The sequence below is a fragment of the Pseudomonas sp. MF06569 genome, assembly GCF_059862735.1.
Map to the genome: position 1 here is coordinate 22,837 of NZ_JCBCUZ010000015.1, position 14,957 is coordinate 37,793.

Annotated in this window: 16 protein-coding genes; 10 read left to right on the top strand and 6 right to left on the bottom strand. The window is 59.3% G+C overall.

Translation table 11 applies throughout. The annotated features are described in order from the left end of the window. Positions 1 to 21 precede the first annotated feature (21 nt). The 3 genes from AC19YQ_RS14940 to AC19YQ_RS14950 all read left to right on the top strand — a co-directional run bounded on the left by AC19YQ_RS14940 (position 22) and on the right by AC19YQ_RS14950 (position 3,380). Positions 22 to 1,368: a glutamine synthetase family protein gene (locus AC19YQ_RS14940; protein ID WP_339477887.1), complete on the top strand. Its 1,347-nt coding sequence runs from the start codon at positions 22 to 24 to the stop codon at positions 1,366 to 1,368. A 114-nt stretch (positions 1,369 to 1,482) separates the two neighbouring features. Further along, the gene (locus AC19YQ_RS14945) at positions 1,483 to 2,298 is read left to right on the top strand and encodes a hypothetical protein (protein ID WP_442800274.1); all 816 of its coding nucleotides are present in this window, start codon (positions 1,483 to 1,485) and stop codon (positions 2,296 to 2,298) included. 23 nt (positions 2,299 to 2,321) lie between these two features. Continuing rightward, the gene (locus AC19YQ_RS14950; RefSeq protein WP_500595413.1) at positions 2,322 to 3,380 is read left to right on the top strand and encodes a linear amide C-N hydrolase; all 1,059 of its coding nucleotides are present in this window, start codon (positions 2,322 to 2,324) and stop codon (positions 3,378 to 3,380) included. 252 nt (positions 3,381 to 3,632) lie between these two features. Here AC19YQ_RS14950 and AC19YQ_RS14955 read toward each other — a convergent pair whose 3' ends face one another. Continuing rightward, complete coding sequence (locus AC19YQ_RS14955) at positions 3,633 to 5,219, bottom strand: aldehyde dehydrogenase (NADP(+)) (protein WP_500595414.1); 1,587 nt, start codon at positions 5,217 to 5,219, stop codon at positions 3,633 to 3,635. Positions 5,220 to 5,395: 176 nt separating this feature from the next. Then, positions 5,396 to 6,007: a TetR/AcrR family transcriptional regulator gene (locus AC19YQ_RS14960; protein WP_500595415.1), complete on the bottom strand. Its 612-nt coding sequence runs from the start codon at positions 6,005 to 6,007 to the stop codon at positions 5,396 to 5,398. 117 nt (positions 6,008 to 6,124) lie between these two features. On the opposite strand from AC19YQ_RS14960, the gene AC19YQ_RS14965 reads away from it, so the two are divergent. The 4 genes from AC19YQ_RS14965 to AC19YQ_RS14980 all read left to right on the top strand — a co-directional run bounded on the left by AC19YQ_RS14965 (position 6,125) and on the right by AC19YQ_RS14980 (position 10,210). Continuing rightward, the gene (locus tag AC19YQ_RS14965) at positions 6,125 to 7,330 is read left to right on the top strand and encodes an MFS transporter (protein ID WP_500595416.1); all 1,206 of its coding nucleotides are present in this window, start codon (positions 6,125 to 6,127) and stop codon (positions 7,328 to 7,330) included. A 185-nt stretch (positions 7,331 to 7,515) separates the two neighbouring features. After that, the gene (locus AC19YQ_RS14970) at positions 7,516 to 8,739 is read left to right on the top strand and encodes an SfnB family sulfur acquisition oxidoreductase (protein ID WP_133078202.1); all 1,224 of its coding nucleotides are present in this window, start codon (positions 7,516 to 7,518) and stop codon (positions 8,737 to 8,739) included. A gap of 2 nt (positions 8,740 to 8,741) precedes the next feature. Beyond that, the gene (locus tag AC19YQ_RS14975; RefSeq protein WP_500595440.1) at positions 8,742 to 9,407 is read left to right on the top strand and encodes a methionine ABC transporter permease; all 666 of its coding nucleotides are present in this window, start codon (positions 8,742 to 8,744) and stop codon (positions 9,405 to 9,407) included. Positions 9,408 to 9,439: 32 nt separating this feature from the next. Then, positions 9,440 to 10,210: a MetQ/NlpA family ABC transporter substrate-binding protein gene (locus AC19YQ_RS14980; RefSeq protein ID WP_339477832.1), complete on the top strand. Its 771-nt coding sequence runs from the start codon at positions 9,440 to 9,442 to the stop codon at positions 10,208 to 10,210. Between the two features lie 6 nt (positions 10,211 to 10,216). On the opposite strand, the gene pcp is transcribed toward AC19YQ_RS14980, so the two are convergent. From pcp to AC19YQ_RS14995, 3 genes are read right to left on the bottom strand one after another with little or no spacing between them, the layout of a single operon-like run. Beyond that, the gene (gene pcp / locus AC19YQ_RS14985) at positions 10,217 to 10,855 is read right to left on the bottom strand and encodes a pyroglutamyl-peptidase I (protein WP_500595417.1); all 639 of its coding nucleotides are present in this window, start codon (positions 10,853 to 10,855) and stop codon (positions 10,217 to 10,219) included. Between the two features lie 7 nt (positions 10,856 to 10,862). Further along, complete coding sequence (locus tag AC19YQ_RS14990) at positions 10,863 to 11,813, bottom strand: DUF979 domain-containing protein (RefSeq protein WP_500595418.1); 951 nt, start codon at positions 11,811 to 11,813, stop codon at positions 10,863 to 10,865. After that, positions 11,810 to 12,541, bottom strand: coding sequence for a DUF969 domain-containing protein (locus tag AC19YQ_RS14995; protein WP_500595419.1), 732 nt, complete (start codon positions 12,539 to 12,541; stop codon positions 11,810 to 11,812). Before AC19YQ_RS14995 ends, AC19YQ_RS14990 begins: the two co-directional genes overlap by 4 nt. Positions 12,542 to 12,847: 306 nt before the next feature. On the opposite strand from AC19YQ_RS14995, the gene AC19YQ_RS15000 reads away from it, so the two are divergent. Together AC19YQ_RS15000 and AC19YQ_RS15005 are read left to right on the top strand one after the other, a co-directional pair. Beyond that, positions 12,848 to 13,768, top strand: coding sequence for a LysR family transcriptional regulator (locus AC19YQ_RS15000; RefSeq protein WP_133078207.1), 921 nt, complete (start codon positions 12,848 to 12,850; stop codon positions 13,766 to 13,768). Between the two features lie 108 nt (positions 13,769 to 13,876). Then, complete coding sequence (locus AC19YQ_RS15005) at positions 13,877 to 14,017, top strand: hypothetical protein (protein WP_019828905.1); 141 nt, start codon at positions 13,877 to 13,879, stop codon at positions 14,015 to 14,017. On the opposite strand, the gene AC19YQ_RS15010 is transcribed toward AC19YQ_RS15005, so the two are convergent. After that, positions 14,014 to 14,382, bottom strand: a complete 369-nt coding sequence (locus AC19YQ_RS15010; protein WP_339477825.1) for a MerR family transcriptional regulator — start codon at positions 14,380 to 14,382, stop codon at positions 14,014 to 14,016. The genes AC19YQ_RS15005 and AC19YQ_RS15010 overlap by 4 nt on opposite strands. A gap of 76 nt (positions 14,383 to 14,458) precedes the next feature. Between AC19YQ_RS15010 and AC19YQ_RS15015 the strand changes: the two genes are divergently transcribed. Beyond that, positions 14,459 to 14,881 carry a hypothetical protein gene (locus AC19YQ_RS15015; RefSeq protein WP_326398217.1) on the top strand — a complete coding sequence of 141 codons (423 nt, stop codon included), beginning with the start codon at positions 14,459 to 14,461 and terminating at the stop codon, positions 14,879 to 14,881. The last annotated feature ends 76 nt before the right edge of the window (positions 14,882 to 14,957 follow it).

Sequence of the window (14,957 nt, forward strand, 5' to 3'; positions counted from 1 at the left end):
AACAATAAAGGAACTCCCATGATGGATGCTGCATGCTCCGATTTGCTGGCCGAAGTGCGTGCCTTTCGCCAGCACAACCCCGAGGTGCGTTATGTCGATCTGATTTCCCTGGATATTCCCGGGCATTTCTACGGCAAGCGCTACCCCATCGACATGCTTGAAAAAGTGGCGGCGGGCAGCGTGCTCAAATTGCCGCAAAACTGCGTGTTACTGGGTGTGCAGGGCGGGCTGTTCAAAATTGGCGACTACTGCTTCAACGACGGCGACCCGGATGCCGTCCGACGCCTGGTGCCAGGCACGCTCAAGCCGGTGACCTGGGAAGGCAAGCCGCTGGGCCAGATGCTGATTACCTCCGATGGCACCGAAAAACCGATTGTCTTCGAGCCCCGGGAAGTCCTCGCCCAAGTGTTGGCCCGACTGGCGCGAAAGGGCATTCACCCGGTGGTGGCGTTCGAGCTGGAGTTTTACCTGTTCGACAAGCAACTGCGTGAGGGGCTGGTGCAGTTTCCTCGTGATCCGTTAAGCGACGATGCCGATGACCAGCCCAATATGCACATCGAGCGCTTGTCGCGCTTTTCTCCAGTGCTTGATGACATGGTCGATGCGGCGCAGGCCCAAGGGATCGACGCAACCGTGATCACGGCCGAACTGGGGCCGGGGCAATTCGAAATCAATTTTGGTCATCTCGACGACGGTCTACGCGCGGCGGACTGGGCGGCCCTGTTTTGTCGCAGCACCCGGGGCGTTGCCCTCAAGCACGGCTATCGCGCCAGCTTTATGGCCAAGCCCTATCTGCAGCATCCTGGCAGCGGCATGCATGTGCATGTCAGCCTGTATGACGCTGACGGCAACAACCTGTTGGCACTCAATCAGCAGCAGCCGCTGCGGCATGCCGTTGCGGGTTGCCTGGCGTTATTGCCCGCGAGCATGCCGATTTTTGCGCCCAACCAGAACGCGTTTCGCCGACTGGGCGGCACGACCAATATCGCGACCCAGGCCAGTTGGGGTTTTGAAGACCGGGATGCCTGCTTGCGGATTCCGGAGTCTGATGCAAAAAACCTGCGGATCGAATATCGCCTTGCGGGCGCCGATGCCAACCCCTATCTGGTGCTGGCGGCGATTCTGGTCGGGTTGGAGCATGGGCTTGAGGCGGGCAAAGAGCCGATTTTGCCGCTTAACGAAGACCGCAACAGCGGTATCGCTTTCCCGCTTGAGATGCTTGAAGCCGTGCGGGGCATGCAGCACCAGCCTCAGTTACGCGAAGGCTTGGGCGGCGAATTTGTCGATGTTTACTGCGAGAACAAGCGTCAGGACCATCTGGCTTTCATGCAGGAAATCAGTGCCCGGGAATATCGCTGGTTTTTGTAAATGCCTTATGGGGTAAAGACTTATTGGCGCCGGCAATGACTGCACCTGACAGCAGATTTTCAGGGGATACCTGCTATACCTACTGGTTAAATCCATGACCGGTTAATCAGGGCAATGAGAAAACAGACTGTCAGATGTGCGTCTGCGGCGTTGCCGCTGGTGTTTTTCCTGCAGATGGCGCAAGGGAGTGAGTCGCCAGCAACCACCAATACCCGTGACTCGGAATGGTTGTTGTTGGCGAGCCCCTTTGTGTGGGCTCCGTCAATGAGCGGGCAAGCGGCGCTTGGCGGGGTCAACACAAAAGTGGATGTACCGTTCTCGGATGTGATGGAAAATTTGAGTTCGGTTTTCATGGGTAATCTGGAACTGACCAATCGCACGCTGGGGTTTTATGTCGATGGCGTGTATGCGAAAACCCACCAGTCCGAGAGGGTGTTCGGGCGCAAGGTAGGTCTGGCAATCGCCCAAAGCACCCTTGCGGTGGGTGCGTATTACCGTGTCTATGAGTATGAGTTTGGCGGCTCCACGATTTTTGGCGAACCTCGCGCCTGGCGCGTCGAGCCCACGGTCGGTGTGCGCTGGACCAAGCTGTCGACAAAACTGAGCGTCGACTCTGTGGGTTTCAGCACCAAGAAAAAAACCGAGTGGACAGACCCGTTCGTGGGCTTGCGCATGCAGGCCGACCTGACGGACCGCTGGCTGCTCTCCGGCGAAGCCGACACCGGCGGGCTGGATACGTCTTCCAAAAAAACCTGGAACGCCCAAGGGTATCTGGGTTACCGGATGTTCCTGGCGGATCACCCCACGATCATCCGTGTCGGTTATCGGGTGCTGGCTCAGGACTATCGAACCACCGACTTTACCGGCAACAAGTTCAAGTACGACGTGACCCAGCGCGGCCCGGTACTTGGCTTGTCCATGCGCTTCTAAACCCTTATTGAGGATTCAAGTGAATGAAGTTGCTCAAACACACCCAACATCTGACGTTGGCACTGGCAGGCTTCATGCTCGCGTTGCCGGTCGCCAATGCCTGCACCCGTCTGGTTTATCTGGGTGACAACGACACGGTGATCACGGCGCGGTCCATGGACTGGAAGACAGACGTGGCAACCAATCTGTGGATCTTCCCCCAGGGTATGCAGCGCACCGGGGAGGCAGGGCCGGGTTCGCTGAAGTGGACGTCCAAATACGGCAGTGTGATTGCCACGGGCTATGACATTTCAACCACTGACGGGGTCAACGAAGCCGGGTTGTCGGCAAACCTGCTGTGGCTGGTGGAGTCTGAATATCCGCCGGTCAATAAAGACAAACCCGGGTTGAGCATTTCTGCCTGGGCCCAGTATGTACTGGACAACTTCAGCACCGTTGCCGAAGCGGTCGATGTACTCAAGACCGAACCCTTCACCGTTGTCACTGCCAATGTGCCGGGTGAAAGTCGTTTGGCAACGCTGCACCTCTCAATGTCCGATGCCTCGGGTGACAGTGCGATCATTGAGTTTATCGATGGCAAGCAAGTGATTCACCACGACCGCAGCTATCAGGTCATGACCAACTCCCCGGCGTTCGATGCGCAGTTGGCAATGAATGCGTATTGGCAATCCATTGGCGGGACGGTGATGCTCCCCGGCACCAATCGTTCTGCAGACCGTTTTGCCCGGGCGTCTTTTTACGTCAATGCGGTGCCAAAGAATCAGGACGCGCGCTTGTCACTGGCCAGCGTATTCAGCGTGATCCGCAACGTTTCAGTACCGTACGGCATTACCACGCCCGGCGAGCCGAACATATCCTCGACCCGCTGGCGCTCCGTGATCGATCACAAGCAGGGGTTGTACTTTTTCGAATCGGCCGTCACCCCGAACACGTTTTGGGTGGACTTGAACAAGGTCGATTTTTCAAAGGCAACGGGCGCCGTCAAAAAGCTGAACCTGGGCCCGGACCAAAGCACCATTTACTCCGGGGAGGTCTCAAGCCGCTTTCAGGTCACTCCGGCGTTCAAGTTTGAGGGGGTTTAATAATGCGCGGCGGCCTGAGGGCAGAAATCACCTGGGTCCGCACTGCCTGATATCGCGGAGCTACGTGTTGTAGTCGCTGACGAGGTACGAGGTACGAGGCTGCGATGGACCGCGAAGTGGTCCCGGCTTTTGAAGGCCCTGCGGTCCTTATCGCAGCCTCGTACCTCGTCAGCGACTACAAATTGATCTTTAGATGAAATTACATTGCCTGACGGACCTGTACGCAGGGCCCCATTACGGGGCCCGCGCAGATCAGCTGGCCAGTGCGTCGCGGCTGTGTTTGCCGTCAAGCAAGCGCTGGATACCCAGCGGGTTGGCATTTTTAAGCGCGTCCGGCAAAAGGCTGTCCGGATAGTTCTGGTAGCACACCGGGCGCAGGAAGCGGTCGATGGCCAGCGTGCCCACCGACGTGCCACGGGCATCGGATGTCGCCGGATAAGGCCCGCCGTGAACCATCGCATCGCACACCTCGACGCCGGTCGGGTAACCGTTGAGCAGTAACCGTCCGGCCTTGTGTTCAAGCACCGGCACGACCTCGGCGAACGCCTGCAAGTCAGCGGGCTCGGCAATCAGCGTGGCGGTCAGTTGGCCATGCAAGCTATGCAATGCCTGCATCAACTGCGCCTTGTCCGCTACTTCGACCACCAGGGTGGTCGGTCCGAAGACCTCTTCCTGCAACACCTCGGCGCCATCGATCAGCAGGCTGGCATTGGCCTGGAACAACTGCGGGCTGGCCTGATTGCCTTGTTGCGGCGCGCCTGCAAGGTGGCGGATACCATCGACCCCTGCCAGGCGCTGGATACCTTTGCTGTAACTGACCAGGCCCCCGGCATTGAGCAGTGTCTGCGGGGCCTGAGCGTTGAAGAACTGGCTGAGTGCCTGGACAAAGGCACTGAACCCGGGTGAGCGGATACCCAGCACCAGGCCCGGGCTGGTGCAGAACTGGCCTGCGCCCAGCATCACCGAACCGCCCAGCTCCCGTGCAATCTGCTCGCCGCGGGCAAGCAGCGCCTGAGGCAAGACCAGCACCGGGTTGATGCTCGACATCTCGGCAAAAACCGGGATCGGCTGGGGTCTTGCTGCGGCCATGTCGCACAGGGCACGGCCTCCGGACAGGGAACCGGTAAAGCCGACAGCGTGAATCGCCGGATGCTTGACCAGCACAGCGCCCACCCCCGCACCGTAGATCATGTTGAACACACCGCCAGGCATGCCGGTGCGCTCGGCGGCGCGCACGATGGCAAGCGCCACCCATTCAGCGGTTGCCATGTGCCCGCTGTGAGCCTTGAACACCACCGGGCAACCGGCCGCGAGTGCCGAAGCGGTATCACCGCCAGCCGTGGAGAAGGCCAGCGGGAAGTTACTGGCCCCGAACACGGCCACCGGCCCTACGCCCATTCGGCACTGACGCAGATCTGCACGGGGCAAAGGCTGGCGATCAGGCAGCGCCTGATCGATGCGCGCGCCGTAAAAATCACCACGGCGCAGCACGTTGGCAAACAGGCGCATTTGCCCGCTGGTGCGCCCACGCTCGCCCTGGATGCGCGCGGCTGGCAAGGCAGTCTCGCGGCAGACAATGGCGATGAAATCGTCGCCCAGCCCGTCAATTTCTTCGGCAATGGCCTCCAGGAACTCGGCCCGTCGGGTGGCGGGCAAGCTGCGAAAAGCTGGAAACGCGGCGCTGGCCGCACTGACAGCGGCATCCACTTCGGATTCGGTGGCCTGGATAAAGTGGTAGGGCAACGCTTCGCCGGTGCTGGCATCCACGCTTTGCAGGTGCACGGTGCCAGCACCGCTGCGGTGTCCGCCAATAAAGTTCTGTCCGGTGATGCGTGTCATATCAATGTCCCTTCAGGCCAGTGCTACAAGATTTTTGTGCCAGCTGCGAATCAGGTATTCGCGCCGCAGGTCTCTCAAAAGGGAACCCTCAGGCTCCTTCAGGCGGCCACTGTAGTTTTTGTCGAAGAGGCTGCCCAATGACGAATGTGGATTGGGCGATAACCATTGCTCATACCTCAGGCTCGCGCGGCCTCCCACATGCCCATGATCTGAGTGATTGCAGCATCCATTACCGAATGGGGCACGCCGTCGCGGGCGAGGGTGGTCAGTCCCAGCAAAAAGCTCTCGAATCCTGTGGCCAGTGCAATCGGGTCGATGTGTGCCGATAGCTCGCCGGTACTGATGCCACGCTCAACGCAGGCAATGAATCCGGCACGGTTACGGGCGCGAGCCTGGGCCAGCGGCGCGCATATGGCCAAGGTCTGAGGTGAGCATGCACTCATCAGACCGAGCGCAACCAGACAACCCCGTGGGTGATCGGTCCCGCACTGCATTTTTGCGGAACTGCGCAACGTTCTTTCGATGGCCTCGCGTGCAGGCAACTGGGGATCGAACAAGCTTTCGGTCACTTTGCCGTGACTGTTCAGATAGCGCTCCATCACCTCTTTGAACAAGGCTTCCTTGGAACCGAAAGCCGCATAGAAACTGGGTGCAGAAATGCCAGAGCCAATATTCGCCTTGAGCTGGCTAAGGGATGTTGAATCGTAGCCGTGCTCCCAGAACAGGTGCATGGCCTGCGTGATAGCCGCGTCCCGGTCAAATGTACGCGGGCGTCCCATCTGTGCCATTTGAGTCTCCTTCGTTACGAGATATAAATACTATTCGATACAAAAGTCGTTGACCAATATTTTTCCCGCCTCTACATTTGTACCTATCGATACATAACTTGGCAGGTCAGAGCACTCATGGCATCAGAGCAAAACACCACTGAACGATTACCCCTGGGCGCGCTGCTGGCGCTCGCCATGACCGGGTTTATCTGCATCGTCACCGAGACATTACCCGCAGGCCTGTTGCCGCAGATAAGCAGTGGACTTGAGGTGTCATCGGCCCTGGCGGGTCAGATGGTTACGGTCTACGCGCTGGGGTCCTTACTGGCTGCGATCCCGCTCACCATTGCGACCCAGGGCTGGCGGCGGCGCAATGTACTGCTGCTGACGATTGTCGGTTTTCTGCTGTTCAATTCGATTACCGCATGGTCTTCACACTATGGCGTGACCCTGATTGCACGCTTTTTTGCCGGCGCATCAGCCGGGTTGGCCTGGAGCCTGCTGGCGGGTTATGCACGGCGCATGGTCGCGCCGGACCTGCAGGGCAGGGCCATGGCGGTGGCAATGGTAGGCACCCCGATCGCGTTGTCACTGGGGGTGCCGCTGGGCACCTGGCTGGGGGCACTGGTGGGTTGGCGCACGGCATTTGGCCTGATGTCGATCCTGACGCTGGTGCTGATTGTCTGGGTGGTGGTCAAAGTGCCAGATTATCCGGGGCAGACCGCCTCGCAACGCATCGGCCTGCGCCGGGTTCTGTTCACGCCGGGGGTGCGTCCGGTGCTCGCTGTGGTGCTGACCTGGATGCTTGCGCACAACATGCTCTACACCTACATCGCTCCTTTCGTGGCATCTGCGGGCCTGGGCAATGAGGTCGACATTGTGTTGCTGGTCTTCGGGCTGGCTGCACTGGTCGGGATCTGGATGACCGGGCGGCTGGTGGACCGGCATTTGCGCAACGCCGTGCTGGCAAGCCTGGCGACGTTTGCCGCGATCTCCCTGCTGTTCGGGCTTTTCTCACAGTCGGTGGTTGTCGTGTACGCCGGTATCTTCGTTTGGGGATTGTCCTTTGGCGGTGCCGCCACTCTGCTTCAAACAGCCTTGGCCGATGCCGCAGGCGAGGGCGCCGATGTGGCGCTGTCGATGAACGTCGTGGTCTGGAACAGCGCCATTGCCGCCGGGGCATTAACCGGTGGTGTATTGCTCGACCAGGTCGGGGTCGGCGTCTTTCCCTGGGTATTGCTGGCGCTGTTGCTGGCGGGGTTATGGATCGTGTTCAGTGCCCGCACCCACGGTTTTCCCAAAGGCCAGCGACAAGCAGGCGCGGTGGTGGTCGGGCATTGACCCCGCCAAGGGTGTTGGCCAGGCAACAGTTGCAACACAGACTGTTGCCCTGGCAACTCCGGATGTTTCTGGTTTTTTGTAAGCAATTGATTTTTATATAGAAAATAGATGGCATGGTTTCTGCTCTCACCCATTTAACGGTCGCTCCTGCTGGCGACCCATTATGAGTAACGAGTGAGAAGTCCATGTCGTACGCCCCTGCCGATGCCCCGTACCCCCTTTCTGTTGCCAATGCCCATGTCATCCGCACGGATGCTGAAGCCATCGACGTCGCCCATAAAGTCGCGGCGTTTCTGCTGGAGGGTGACGCTGAACGTGATCGGCTGCGCCAGGTGCCTGCCGAGGTGGTGGATGTGTTCTCCAACAGTGGCTTGTGGGGCATCACCGTGCCCGGGGAGTACGGCGGTGCGCAGGTGTCATACGCCACGCTGGCCGAAGTGATCACCATTATTTCCGCTGCGGATGCTTCCCTCGGGCAGATCCCGCAGAACCATTACTGCCTGCTCGAAGATATCCGCCTGCAAGGGACGCCAGAACAAAAGGCTTTCTTTTTTGACCTGGCGCTCAAGGGCAATCGTTTTGCCAATGCCATCTCGGAGACCGGCGGCAAGACGGTGCAGGACATCCAGACGCGCTTTGTCCGTGACGGCGATGAGGTGCTTGTCAACGGTCGCAAGGGTTACTGCACCGGCTCTTTGTATGCTCACTGGCTGGGTGTGCTGGCGCTGGATGACGAAGACAGGGCGCATCTGGCCTTTGTGCCGCGCAACAGCCCGGGGCTCACTGTGGTGGATGACTGGTCGAGCATCGGCCAGCGCAACACCGCCAGTGGCACGGTGCTGGTGCAGGATCTGCGGGTGCCCGGGTTCAATGTCTTCAAAACCTACCGCTCCTATGAAAACCCGACCCTGGCCGGTCCCTTTGCCCAGATCACCACGGCCGCCATTGACGCCGGGATTGCCCGTGCGGCGTTGCGCGACACTCTGGTTTTTGTCCGCGAACACGCCAGGCCCTGGATCGACTCGGGGCTGGAAAAGGCCAGTGATGATCCACTGACCATCATCCAGATCGGCCGGCTGAGCATCCAGCTGGATGCCTCTGAAGCCTTGCTCGAACGCGCAGGCAAAGTGATGGACAGCGTACGCGCGGCACCCGATGAAGACGGTGTGGCGCGTGCCTCCGTGGCGGTGGCCAAGGCCAAGGTACTGACCACCGAAATTGCCCTGGAAGCCAGTACCCGCCTGTTTGAACTGGGCGGTACGCGCTCTTCGCTGGCCCGCCATAACCACGACCGTCACTGGCGCAATGCTCGCGTACATACCCTGCATGACCCGGTGCGCTGGAAGTACCACGTGGTGGGTAACTGGCTGCTGAACGGGATCAACCCTCCACGTCACGACTGGTCATGAGCATGGTCGAGCTGCTGGTCAGCCTCAACTGGCCGGAAATCGGCCAGGCCTGCATTGCCACGCTGAGCATGCTTGGCGTGGCGCTGGTTTTTACCGCTCTGCTGGGCATGCCCCTGGGGGTCTTGATGTTCCTGACCGGCAAACAGCAACTTCACGCCAAACCCGGTGTGTACCGGGTGCTGTCGATGCTGGTGAACATGTTCCGCTCCCTGCCGTTCATTATTTTGCTGATTGCGCTGATCCCCCTGACCGCTTTTCTCATGGGCACCTCTTTGGGAGTGAAGGGGGCCATTCCACCGTTGGTGGTGGGTTGCACGCCGTTCTTTGCACGGCTGGTTGAAACCGCCCTGCGCGAGGTCGACCACGGGGTGGTGGAGGCCACCCAGGCAATGGGCGCCAGTACCTGGCAAGTGGTGCGGCACACCTTGTTGCCCGAAGCGCGCGGCGGGCTGATCGCGGCTATCACCGTTACCGCCATTGTTCTGGTCGACTGCACCGCGATGGCGGGGGTGATCGGTGGCGGCGGGCTGGGGGATCTGGCGATTCGTTTCGGCTATCAGCGTTTTCAGACTGACGTGATGGTGATCACTGTGGCGCTGCTGGTCCTGCTGGTTCAGGGCCTGCAAGTCAGCGGTGACCGTCTGGTTCTGCACTACAGCCGTCGCTGAGACGGCCCATTTATATTGTTCGGAGTTCTGCCATGAAAAAGCTTGTTGCCCTTGCGGCTGTTTTTGCTGCCCTCACGGCTCACGCCGGTGAAAAGCTGGTGGTGGGTGCCAGTCCGGTGCCCCACGCCGAGATTCTTGAGTTCGTTAAGCCCGAGCTGGCCAAGCAAGGCGTTGATCTGGATATCAAGGTATTCAGCGACTTTATCCAGCCAAACGTGCAACTGGCCGAGAAGAATATCGACGCCAACTACTACCAGTATCGACCGTTCCTGGATGAGTTCAACAAGACCCGTCACACCGATCTGGTGCCAGTGATTGGTGTGCACATCGAGCCTTTCGGCGCTTATTCGACGAAGATCAAACAGATCTCCGAGTTGAAGGACGGTGCGTCGGTGGCCATCCCCAACGACCCGGTCAATGCGGGCCGTGCCCTGGTGCTGCTGGATGAGGCAGGGCTGATCAAACTCAAGGATCCGGGCAACACCCTGTCGACGACCCGGGATATTGCCGAGAACCCCAAGCACCTGAAAATCCGCGAACTGGAAGGCGCTTTGCTGGCGAGGTCGGTGAATCAGGTTGATCTGGCGTTTGTGTTTGCCAACTACGCCCTGGAAGCGGGCATCGACACCAACAGTGCGTTGATTGTGGAGAAGGGCAAGGATCTGTACGTCGAGTATCTGGTGGCACGCCCGGACAACATTCAAAGCCCGGCCATCCAGAAACTGGCCCGGGCACTGAACTCGCCGCAAGTGCGCGAGTTCATTCTGACCCGTTACAAAGGCCAGATCGTGCCGGGGTTTTGAGGGTTGTCAGCTGATCTGACCGCCGCATTCCCGTACATCGTGGAAGGTGTCCAGCGCCGTGATCACCGCGATGCGCAGCCCCTCGGTCTGGATTGAGAGTGCCATGGATGGCCCGCCGCATTGCTCCGCCTGTTCCGGCAGTGCAGGCACATGGATAAACCCTGCGCGCACCGCAGACCCGGCCAGTGCATGTTGCAGGCAATAGAACACCTGATTGCAGACAAAGGTGCCCGCCGTGTGCGACACCGAAGACGCAATGCCAGCCTCCTTTAACGCCCGAACCATTGCCTTGATGGGCAGGGTGCTGAAGTAGGCGGCCGGGCCGTCCGGTACCACGGGTGTGTCGATTGGCTGCGCGCCCAGGTTATCGGGAATGCGGGCGTCGTTGATGTTGATTGCCACCCGCTCGATGCAGATGTCAGCGCGGCCGGGCCCCAGCCCGACTGCGATCACCAGTTCTGGCTCAAACTCTTCCAGCAACTGGTGCAGCCGTGCGGGTGCCAGAGCAAACGCGCAGGGCAACTGGCGGCCGACGATGCGCACATCGCCATGGGAGGTACCGTCCAGAAGGCGCACGGCCTCCCAGGACGGGTTTACGGTGTCTTGGTCGAACGGTTCGAAGCCGGTCAGCAGTACAGTGCGCATACAGTCCTCACATCAGCACGTAAAGAAGCACGATATTGACCACCAGCATCATCAGCGCGGTGGGCATTTGCGCCTTGATCACGGCGTATTTGTCCGGCAGTTCCAGCAGGGCAACGGGCACGATATTGAAGTTGGCCGCCATCGGCGTCATCAGGGTGCCGCAGTAGCCGGAAAACATGCCGATTGCAGCCATGACCGCCGGGTTTGCATCGTAGATGCCCACCAGTACCGGTACGCCGACACCGCCGGTCATCACCGGGAATGCGGCAAAACCGTTGCCCATGATCACGGTAAACAGCGCCATGCCCAGGACGTAGACCATCACCGCAACCAGGCGATAATCCATGTTGATGTACGCGGTGGTGATATGGGCAACAGCGGTGCCCACACCTGCGTCGTTAAATAGCAGGCCAAGCATGGCCAGCATTTGCGGCAACACCATGGTCCAGCCCAGGGCTTCGGTCAGGCGTCGTGATTCACGCAAGCCTTGCAGCGGAGTGTCGCGGGTCAGGATGCACGCCAGGACCAGTGCCACCATGCAGCCGATGCCCAGTGACACGAACGTGGTGTTTTTTGGGTCGAGCAGCGGCACGCCACCGATCTGGGTGTTTTTCAGCAGGATGGAACCAATCACAGTCACCAGCGGAATCGACAGGGCCGGAATGAACAGTTTGTGGCCCAGGCGCCCGGCACTGGCCCGCGCAGCCTTGATATGCAGCTCGGCGTGAGTGCCACGGCCTACGCCACCGATGCCTGCAATGGCGGCCATGACCAGAACGCCAACGCCGACCACAAACGGTGACAGACGATCGCCAATCAGAAACACCAAGGCGAACAACGCCCAGAACAGACCGCTGGTCCAGCGTTTCGGGTGGGTACGGTCACACACGATCATGCCCGCGGTGATCATCAACAGCACACCGGCCAGCCAGTAGAAGTACTCGATAGAGATAATCATCGTGCCAGCTCCCGGGTTGCGTCAGCTTCTTCGCGGGCAACTTCGTCCATGCTGCGTGACAGCATCAGGTCGAAGCGGTACAGGCGCAGTGCGTGCACGATAAAGGCACAAATGGCGGTCGGGATGCCCCAGAACGCAATGTGCAGCTGCTCGACATCAAGCCCCGAACCCAGCAGGAAGGTGTGCATCAGTGCGATTGCACCAAAGGCGACAAACACGTCTTCGCCAAAGAACAAGCCGATGTTGTCGGTGGCCGCGCACATGGCCAGGACTTTTTGCCGTACCGGGGCAGGCAGCTTGCCGTACTTGTTTTCAGCGGCGCCCTCGGCCATCGGTGCCAGCAGCGGACGGACCATTTGCGGATGCCCGCCCAGACTGGTCAGGCCTACTGCGGCCGTGGTTTCGCGCACAAACAGATACATGATCAGCAGACGCCCGACGGTGGCGCGCTGGAAGCTGGCGATCCAGTTTTGCGCATGCAGGCGCAACCCGTGGCGTTCGAGCAGGCCGATCACGGCCAGAGGCAACAGCAGAATCAATTGCAGGGCACGGGTTTGCAGGAAGCCTTCACCCATTTCGCTGATGATTTTTTCCAGCGGGAAGTTGGCGGCAAGGCCGGTGACGATGGCTGCCGCGCTGACCACCAGCAGTGGATTGAAGCGCAGCACAAAGCCAATGATGATGACGAACACGCCAATCAAGGGCCATAGATTTACGACGGTTTGCATGAGGGGGGAATCCCTTTAGCTGATTGCCGCTGCACCAGGGCAGGCTGGTGAGAGCAAGTCGAAAGCGGTCAGGCACACTTTCGAAAAATCGGTACGCTGCCGGACTCAGCGTGTTTTTTTATTTTTGACGCCCGATGAGCGTCATTGGCCGATATGGTTGGTGGCTTTGGGTTGTGCGTCCAGTCAATAAAAGTTGTCACCACTGAACAAAAAAGTTTTACCAATCACCGACTTAAGCCGACTGGCTTGCGGCTGCGGCAAGGGTTTACAGTACGGCCCTGGTTTTGATTGGGTGAGGCGTCCTAAATGAACATGCGATTTCTTCTGACATTCGTCTGGGTGGCGCGCCTTGGCAGCTTTCGACTCACGGCCGAAAAACTCTCAAGCACCCAGGCGGCCATATCGAGTCGCATTTCAGTCCTCGAAACCGAGCTTGGCGTGCAGTTGTTTCAGCGCGATTCCCGTGGGGTCAATCTGACCCGTGAAGGCCATCAAGTGCTGGGTTACGCCGAGGAAATGCTGGCCACCCAGCAGCGCCTGTTTCAATCCCTGGGGCAGGCAGACAGCTTCGCCGGGCGCTTGCGTATCGGGGTGATGGACACCGTCATCCACAGTTGGCTGGGGGATCTGATCAGCGCGCTGAGCCGCGATTACCCGCAGGTCGAGGTCGAATTGACGGCCGATACGGCGCTGAACCTGAATGAGCAACTGCTCAAGGGGCAGCTGGATCTGATCTTTCAAACAGACCTGCTGCGCGCCGATGGCGTACGCAATGTGAAGTTGGCCAGTTATCCCCTGAGCTGGATCGTTGCCAAGGATGCTGCCCTGGATCGCAACTACGAGAGCCTGGCTGATTTGTGTCAGGAGCGGCTGCTGACCTTCTCTCGCCTGTCACGGCCACATCAGGACATGCTCAATTTTTTGCATCAGCACGACATTGCGGCCCCGCGCATCAGTTGCATCAATTCGGTGGCGGCCATTATCAAGCTGGTGGCCGACGGGTTCGGTATTGGTGCCTTGCCACCGGTGCTGGTCAGCCGCGAGCTGCAAAGCGGCGCGATGATCGCCCTGGGAATCGAAACTGCACCGGGCTTTGCGGTGTACGCCAGCTGGCGGGCAGGGGCGGGGCTGGAATTGAATGAAGCGGTGGTGAGCCTCAGTCAGGCTGTGGTTGCCGAGTATCAACGCAGCGTTGTCCCTGAACACTTTGTTTTACCCGGCATCTGATCCGTATTTTTTTGCGTTATCTGCGACTGTTATGTATGCAGATTGCGGCGCAAAATTCCCGTCAACCTTTCGAGACAGACGAGGACGTGAGTACACAGCAACACTCGCGTGTGGTCGGCTGATGTTCTGCGCCTGTTTTATTACGAACGTTTGACGGGGAATTTCATGAACAAAATGGCATGGTTTTTGGGCGGCTTTTTGGTGCTGACCATCGGTATCGGCATTTTGGCGACAATTCCGCCGGGTTAACCGGCACGCTTCGCCGGCATCAGCGGGCACACCTGTTTTGCCCGCTCGGCCAGGGCACTCCTGAGGTGCTGCAACTGCTCGATGCGTTGATCAATAGCCTGCAACTTCTGGGTAAAAATCTCGGCCAGCACCTGTACCGGCGTCTCTGTCGACGTCCACAGCATGGGCAGGTTTTCGCCGATTTCGGCCAGCGAAAAACCCAGTTGCTGCGCCATCTTGATGTACCCCACCAACTGCACCGTCTCAGGGGCATAGCAGCGATAGCCGTTGGCGCTGCGGGTTGAGCCGATAAGCCCTTTTTCTTCGTAAAAACGCAAGGCGTCCGGGCTGGTTCCGGTCAATCTGGCGACCTGGCCAATTTTCATCGTGTTCCCTCATGAGTGTTGACTCTGGACTTAGGTCCAGGGTTTAGCCTTGCGTTTCCGATAGTGAGGGAACGTAATGATCGACTCAAGAATGAACCTGAAAATTGTCCGCGCCAGTGCCTGGTATGACCTGGTAGTCACCAGCGCCCTGATGACGCCCTGGACGGCTGCAATCGTGCTGTCTCTGCTTGCCAGCCTGTCTGCGCAACTGGGGCTGGAGCGGGGGTTTGCCCCGCTGGATGCCATGCCGATGATGCTGGCCAACCTGCTGGGCAGTGTCGTGGTGGTGTGGTCGTTATGGCGTGTGCGTCATGCCAGCCAGCGGGTAGGCCATTACGATGTAATCGCCAGGGTGCTGTTCGCGGTGTGGCAGGTGTATGCCGTGAGCCAGGGAGCCAGTTATCTGATTCTGGTGGTGACGGCGATGGAGATCGTGTTCGGTATTGCCCAGTTGCTGCCTGTGCGTGAAGCGGGCGATCAACCGCAGCGGGTTGCCTGAATCGCGAGCAAGCCCGCGGCCACAGGTTATTGAACCGAACTTGTGGGAGCGGGCTTGCTCGCGATGTCATTCCCTC

Coding starts and splice junctions, on each gene's coding strand:
- AC19YQ_RS14945 (WP_442800274.1), top strand. CDS start 1,483: ATGAGAAAACAGACTGTCAGATGTGCGTCTGCGGCGTTGCCGCTGGTG.
- AC19YQ_RS14970 (WP_133078202.1), top strand. CDS start 7,516: ATGTCGTACGCCCCTGCCGATGCCCCGTACCCCCTTTCTGTTGCCAAT.
- AC19YQ_RS15000 (WP_133078207.1), top strand. CDS start 12,848: ATGAACATGCGATTTCTTCTGACATTCGTCTGGGTGGCGCGCCTTGGC.
- AC19YQ_RS14995 (WP_500595419.1), bottom strand. CDS start 12,541: ATGCAAACCGTCGTAAATCTATGGCCCTTGATTGGCGTGTTCGTCATC.
- AC19YQ_RS15010 (WP_339477825.1), bottom strand. CDS start 14,382: ATGAAAATTGGCCAGGTCGCCAGATTGACCGGAACCAGCCCGGACGCC.
- AC19YQ_RS14965 (WP_500595416.1), top strand. CDS start 6,125: ATGGCATCAGAGCAAAACACCACTGAACGATTACCCCTGGGCGCGCTG.
- AC19YQ_RS14940 (WP_339477887.1), top strand. CDS start 22: ATGGATGCTGCATGCTCCGATTTGCTGGCCGAAGTGCGTGCCTTTCGC.
- AC19YQ_RS14955 (WP_500595414.1), bottom strand. CDS start 5,219: ATGACACGCATCACCGGACAGAACTTTATTGGCGGACACCGCAGCGGT.
- AC19YQ_RS14990 (WP_500595418.1), bottom strand. CDS start 11,813: ATGATTATCTCTATCGAGTACTTCTACTGGCTGGCCGGTGTGCTGTTG.
- AC19YQ_RS14980 (WP_339477832.1), top strand. CDS start 9,440: ATGAAAAAGCTTGTTGCCCTTGCGGCTGTTTTTGCTGCCCTCACGGCT.
- AC19YQ_RS15015 (WP_326398217.1), top strand. CDS start 14,459: ATGATCGACTCAAGAATGAACCTGAAAATTGTCCGCGCCAGTGCCTGG.
- AC19YQ_RS14960 (WP_500595415.1), bottom strand. CDS start 6,007: ATGGCACAGATGGGACGCCCGCGTACATTTGACCGGGACGCGGCTATC.
- pcp (WP_500595417.1), bottom strand. CDS start 10,855: ATGCGCACTGTACTGCTGACCGGCTTCGAACCGTTCGACCAAGACACC.
- AC19YQ_RS14950 (WP_500595413.1), top strand. CDS start 2,322: ATGAAGTTGCTCAAACACACCCAACATCTGACGTTGGCACTGGCAGGC.
- AC19YQ_RS14975 (WP_500595440.1), top strand. CDS start 8,742: ATGGTCGAGCTGCTGGTCAGCCTCAACTGGCCGGAAATCGGCCAGGCC.